Annotated in this window: 4 protein-coding genes; 2 read left to right on the forward strand and 2 right to left on the reverse strand. The window is 71.2% G+C overall.

Annotated elements, in window-relative coordinates; all coding sequences use genetic code 11:
* The first annotated feature begins 83 nt into the window (after nt 1-83).
* Together AC08ON_RS07880 and tyrS are read left to right on the forward strand one after the other, a co-directional pair.
* The gene (locus AC08ON_RS07880) at nt 84-1,337 is read left to right on the forward strand and encodes a S8 family serine peptidase (protein ID WP_476616705.1); all 1,254 of its coding nucleotides are present in this window, start codon (nt 84-86) and stop codon (nt 1,335-1,337) included.
* A gap of 136 nt (nt 1,338-1,473) precedes the next feature.
* Nucleotides 1,474-2,760: a tyrosine--tRNA ligase gene (tyrS, locus tag AC08ON_RS07885; RefSeq protein ID WP_476607052.1), complete on the forward strand. Its 1,287-nt coding sequence runs from the start codon at nt 1,474-1,476 to the stop codon at nt 2,758-2,760.
* Between the two features lie 120 nt (nt 2,761-2,880).
* Here tyrS and AC08ON_RS07890 read toward each other — a convergent pair whose 3' ends face one another.
* Both AC08ON_RS07890 and AC08ON_RS07895 read right to left on the reverse strand, forming a co-directional pair.
* Nucleotides 2,881-3,792, reverse strand: coding sequence for a glycosyltransferase (locus tag AC08ON_RS07890; protein ID WP_476607053.1), 912 nt, complete (start codon nt 3,790-3,792; stop codon nt 2,881-2,883).
* A 252-nt stretch (nt 3,793-4,044) separates the two neighbouring features.
* Nucleotides 4,045-4,987: glycosyltransferase family 2 protein (locus tag AC08ON_RS07895; protein WP_476616706.1), on the reverse strand; the 943-nt coding region annotated here is incomplete at its 5' end.

Below are 4,987 nucleotides of genomic sequence, written 5' to 3' on the forward strand. Positions count from 1 at the left end.
AAACGACAAGCTCAGACAGGGCGCGTAACCGGACACGATCAGCCACGCCCGCCGAGCGGCAGCCCCGGAGGCAGGACCCCCTCATGCACCACCGCGCCATGCCCGGCCTGCTGGTCGGCCTCGCGCTGCTGGTCGGCCTCGTGATGACGACCGCTCCGGCCGGCGCCGCCGTCCCGCCGCATGCGGCCGGGCCCGGCCCGGCTCCGATCGCGCCCGCCCGAGGCTCGCAGTGGTACCACGCTGTCCTGGGACTCGCCCAGGCGCACCGGATCAGCCAGGGCGCGGGCACGGTGGTGGCCGTCATCGACGGCGGGGTCGACGCCAGCCAACCCAAGTTGTGGGGTCAGCTGCTTCCCGGTACCGGCATCGGCCCCGGGGCGGCGCGGGACGGTTGGCGCGACGATGATCCGAACGGCCACGGCACCGCCATGGCGGGCATCATCGCCGGTCGCAACGACAACGGCCGGCCCGAGGTCCGCGGCATCGCCCCGGCCGCCAAGATCCTGCCCGTCTCGACCGGCGCCGAGGCGAACTCGGAGGAGGTCGCGATCGGCATCCGCCGGGCGGTCGACCTGGGCGCCGACGTCATCAACCTCTCCCTGGGCTCGGCGGGGACGGCGACCCCGGACGAGGAGAAAGCGGTCGGCTACGCCCTCGCGCACGACGTGGTGGTGGTCGCCTCGGCGGGGAACGTCGAGTCCGGCGACACCGCGATCAACTCCCCCGCCAGTATCCCGGGGGTGGTCGCGGTGACCGGATCGACGGCCGCTGGTGGTTTCTGGCGGGAATCGGCCCACGGGCCGCGGGCCGTCATCGCCGCGCCGGCCCCCGGTATCCGGGCCCCCGTCCCGACCCGGGTCTCCCCGGACGGCCTGGACACCGGGGGCGGCACCTCGAACTCCGCGGCGATCGTCGCGGGCGTTGTCGCCCTCATCCGGGCCGCCCAGCCGGACCTGGACGCACCCAACGTCATCGAGCGGCTCGTCTACACCGCGCGGGATGCGGGCTCTCCTGGCCGCGACGATGAGTTCGGCTTTGGCATCGTCGACCCCGTCGCGGCGCTGACCCGGGCCGTGCCGGTGGTCAGGAGCAATCCGCTGCTGTCGGCACCGACACGCTGGGGGGTGGGGGGCCCGCGCCGGCCGCCGGCCGCATCATGCCCGGCGGCCAGGCCCGGGGATCCGCCGGCGACGCGACGACCCACGGGGCCGGCGCCACACTCACGAACACCGGTCCGATCGGCGCAGCCGGCCCAGGATCATCGAAACCCTCGCCACTGGTCTGGACCGCCGGGCTCGGGATTGCGGCCTCGCTGGGCGTCCTGCTCGGGATCGTGACACATCTGCTGTACGCCTGGCAGCGCGCGACGCGGGCGGGACCGGGCCGCACGGGCAGCCGCGTCCGCCCGAGCTCCCCTACCGGGTGATCTCGCCGTGACACGGTGGACCGGCGCGCCACTTCTACCATGGTCCCATGACACATGCGCTCCTGGACGAGCTGTCCTGGCGTGGACTCCTCCACGACAGCACCGATCCCGCCGAACTGCGGGAGCACCTCGACAGCGGACGGCGGCGCTGCTACATCGGCTTCGACCCGACGGCCCCCTCGCTGACGATCGGCAACCTGCTGCCGATGACCCTGCTGATCCGGGCCGCACGGGCGGGGATCGGCGCGGTCACCCTGTTCGGCGGTGGCACAGGTCTGATCGGCGACCCGTCGGGCAAGTCGGTGGAACGCAGCCTGCTCACCGCCCAGGAGGTACGGACGAACATGCTCGGACAACAGGAGATCATGGAGTCCGTCTTCGCCCGGGCCCTGGACTCCGGCCAGCTCCCGCAGTTCGTCGACAACGCCGACTGGCTCGACGGACTCGGAATGATCGAATTTTTGCGGGACGTCGGCAAGCACTTCCCCGTCACCGAGATGGTCCGCCGTGACTCGGTGCGCCGGCGGCTGGACGATCCCGACGTCGGCCTGACCTACACCGAGTTCAGCTACTCCCTGCTCCAGGCGTACGACTTCCGCCGCCTGTGCGAGGACCACGGGGTCACCCTCCAGATGGGCGCCTCCGACCAGTGGGGCAACATCGTCGCCGGGATCGACTACGTGCGACGGGTGCTGCGCACCCAGGTACACGGGCTGACCTGCCCGCTGCTGCTGCGTTCGGACGGCACGAAGTTCGGCAAGTCGGAGAAGGGTGCGGTCTGGCTCTCGGCCGACCGCACCTCGCCATACACCCTGTACCAGTTCGTGATCAATCTGTCCGACGACGAGGCACGCCGGTTCGCCCTGTTCTTCTCGCTCATCGACCGTGAGCCGCTGGAGCGGCTGTTCGCCGAGCACGCCGAGGCTCCGGGTAAGCGGGCGTTGCAGCGTCGCCTGGCGCGGGAGATCACCGCACTGGTGCACGGTCAGGCCGCGGTCGACGCGGCCGAGGCGGCGTCGGCGGCGTTGTTCAGCGGGGACGTGAAGGCGATCGGCGCGGATCTGCTCTCCGACGTCTTCGCCGACGTACCCACGGTCGAGGAGCCGGCCGCCCGGCTCGAGGATGACGGCTGGCCGGTTGTCGATCTGCTGATCGCCACCGGCCTCGCCAGCAGCAAGCGGGATGCGCGCGAGCACCTGGGCAACCATGCGGTCCTGGTGAACGGGGAACGGGTCGGCGTGGAAGCCACCGTCGGGACCAAGGATCTGCTGCACGGCTCGGTCATCCTGGTCCGCCGCGGTCGCCGGGAATGGCGGGTAGCCCGCTTCACCTGAGCCCGGGACCAGCGAGCCCGGGACCACCGAGTTCACTGTTCACTTCCCCGCCTGGCCAGAGGGACGAATCGAACAAACAGCCCACTGAACAGGCAGGGAACGAACGAGGAACGGGCGCGGCTACTGGGCCGGCGGTCCGACCAGCAGGCCCTTGATATATGCGGCGTGCTCGTCGGCCACTGCCTTCCTGCCCCGGGCCCGAGAGAGCACCGTACGCCCGGCGTAGCCGGCGACGAGCATCGAGCGCATCACGTTCACCCGAGCCGGCGCATTGTGCTTACGCAGATAACGCACCATGGACGCACCGCGCATCTGCAGCATCCATGTCTTACCGGCCCCGGAACCTCCCGCCCCGTGGGGTACCAGCAGATCGGTGCGCAGCTTCTGCCGCAGCCCCGCCTCACGGATCGCCCGGCCGAGCGCCATGTCCTCGTTGTAGACGTAGAACGTCTCATCAAAGGCGCTCAGTTCGAGGAAGGTGGACCGGCGGACGGCCATGCAGGCGCCGGTCAGCCACTCGGGGTTCATCGGGCGGCCCGGTGTCGGCCGGGCGAACAGCGCCGAGCTCGGCGCCACCTTGTGCGCTCCCAGCACGTGCAGCAGCACCCGGCGAGGCGTCGGCTCCCAGCCGCCGTTACCGAGCTCGGGCTTGTCGTCGTGCCCCTTCATGGTGGCCGCGCTGGTCACCAGTTCGGGATCGGCGATGAGGTCGTCGACCAGCGTGTCGATGACCTCCACGGTGGGCCGGCTGTCCGGGTTGCCGAGCACCACGTACTCGTAGCGCGACGAACGGATGCCCATGTTGGCGGCCTTCGCGAATCCCTTGCCGCCACCGGAGTCGAGGTAACGGCTGTTGGGCCGGTCCGCGATCAGCTCGTCAACGCGGTCGACGCCCTCCGCGTTATCGATGATCACAACCGGCATGTCCAACGGAAGGGTCGCGAAGAGCTGCTCGAGCTGGCCACGGCTGTGAAAACTGACCAGTACCAGCTCGTACTGCCACCTGGACCGGTTGGGCTTCTCGACGGACATGGCGGCACGCTCCTCACTGCGTGTGCTGACGCGCACTCAGGTGGATATCCACGCCTCGTGCGGTGTTGCGGTGTTGCGGTGTTGCGGTGTTGCGGTGTTGCGGTGTTGCGCCACACGGTATTCCCGCCCCATGGCGGGTGGTATTTCGATAGGCGTAGCCGGTGACGGACCGCGGTGGGTTCTCCGGTCGAGGCCGGTCCCGGCCGGCGTCAGCGGCGTCAGTTGCCGGAGTAGGTGAGTTGCCGGAGTAGGTCAGTTGCCGGCCGGCGCCAGCTCGGTCGGCGGGCCAGGCGGCGTCGTCTGCCCCGGTGGCAGGACCGACCCCGGGGACGCCGGTGACGTCGCGGAGGCCACGGCCGGCCGCTCCGGCTTGGGCCAGACGGCGGGCCGGTCCCGGGCCACAAAACGCCGCACCCCGCCGAGCGCGACGGCCTGCAGGAAGAAGACCTGCGCGACCAGGCGGGTCGGGCCGGGCGGCGTGCGCCCGGTCAGCAGCGCCGCGGTACTCACAGCGCCGACGGCGTTGCCGGCCAGGAACAGCCGGGCGATCCAGCTCCGGCGGGCGGCCGGGAGGGCGAGCCCCACCAGGACAACCTGCGCCAACGGGCCGAATGACGAGCGGACCAGCCGGTGGCCCCACAGTTGCGGGGTGACCGGCAGCGCGCCGGGCACCAGCGCCGCCCGGCGCCGCCAGAGCATGTCGAGGTTGCCAGCGACGATCCGGGTCCGCCGCTCCCACTCCGCCGAGTAGTCCGGGCTCGACGACTCGATCGAGTACGCCTCGGGTTCGTAGACGACCCGCAGCCCCCCTTCGAGGATGTCGAGAGCCAGCCAGGCATCGTCGACGGCCACGTCCGCGGGCAGGGGCCGAAACGCCTGGCGGCGGAAGGCCAGCATCTCGCCGACCACGCCGATGGTCGCGCCGGTCGCCGACTCGCAGCGCTTCAGCCAGGACTCGAACTTCCAGTAGAAGCCCTGGGCTCCGTCGGGATCGTCAACCTGCTTCTCCCCCGCCACCGCGCCGACCGCCTCGTCGGTGAAATGACGGGCGGCTGCCCGCAGGGCACCGGGCGCGAGCACAGCGTTCGCATCGGTGAGCACCACGAGCTCGTGGGTGGCGGCGGCGACTCCCCGGTTGACCGCCCGCGCCTTGCCGAGGCGTTCCCCGGACGACAGCACCCGCGCGCCGGGCCGG

The organism is Frankia sp. CoWAU3 (assembly GCF_977971855.1).